This is a genomic window from Psychrobacter sp. 1U2, from assembly GCF_051847575.1.
Map to the genome: position 1 here is coordinate 1 of NZ_JBPYDC010000499.1, position 1,022 is coordinate 1,022.

The 1,022-nt window shown below is 39.4% G+C and carries 1 protein-coding gene and 1 pseudogene; both read right to left on the reverse strand.

The annotated features are described in order from the left end of the window. On the reverse strand, positions 1-730 hold a 730-nt coding region (locus ACS8FD_RS16855; RefSeq protein ID WP_439276691.1), incomplete at its 3' end, for a hypothetical protein. A gap of 77 nt (positions 731-807) precedes the next feature. Then, positions 808-1,022: pseudogene (locus tag ACS8FD_RS16860) on the reverse strand (hypothetical protein); the annotation flags it as partial.

Sequence of the window (1,022 nt, forward strand, 5' to 3'; positions counted from 1 at the left end):
TATCTTTAACTAAAGTCTGTAACTGTGCCCGTGCTTGGTTTAAATAACCAGTCAGCTGGTTTTGCTCACGCATATTACCGGCTTGAATGGCCAAATTTAAAGTCATAATGACTTCATAACCAGTTAACTGTTGACCAGTAAGTGCTGCGCTGTTGTTCTGATTACTGTTACGCGCATAACTGCGCAAAAATTCCTGAATAGTTTGAATGGCGAGATTCTGTAGCTGCCAAGGATTAGGCTGCGAGCTTTGTGCTTGTAGACGCTCGATATCTTTGGACAAACTTTGTTTGATAACCATAGTTAGTGCTGGTGATATCTCATTATTATCTTGCGATAACTGCCACAGTAGACCCTGTAACAAATCAATTGAGCCTTTATAATTGTTATCTGCTATTAATTTATCGACCGCCTTGATTTGAATACGTAATAGATCAAGTTGATTTTGTGCTTGGCTGTTTGTTGTTGTACTCGGCTCTGGTAAAGTTTGCTGACTGATGGCAAACAGACGGTCATCTATCTCATTTAAACGACTGACCATATGCTCGTTACTTTGTAGACGTTCATTGATTTGATTTTGAAAACGCTGCTGAGCAATATATAGCCAAACCAAAGCGATAACCAATAATAGAATAAACAACCATTGCAACCGTAATAGCAACATACTTGCCTGCCGCCGCTGTTGATTTACCGACAAGTCATTTGCTGTAGACTTTTTAAACTTGGTTGACATAAAGCGGTACCGTTATCAATAGTTTTTATGGCATTTATAGTTTTAAGAACATTTCAAAACAAAGGAATAAGACAAGTTTACGGTTTTATTTTTATCAACCGGCCCTGCTTAATAGCAGCCAAAATAGTCGTAGGGGATAAGTCTTCTACTTGCCAGTAGTGCAACTGTTTTTCTGCCACTATATTGGCTAGGCGCGCGCCCAAAACCACATAGTTAAAATCTGTCAGGGTCGGTAATATGTTACTTTTCGAGGCCATAGCTGAATTCGACTGCGCTTGCTCAACAATATCTG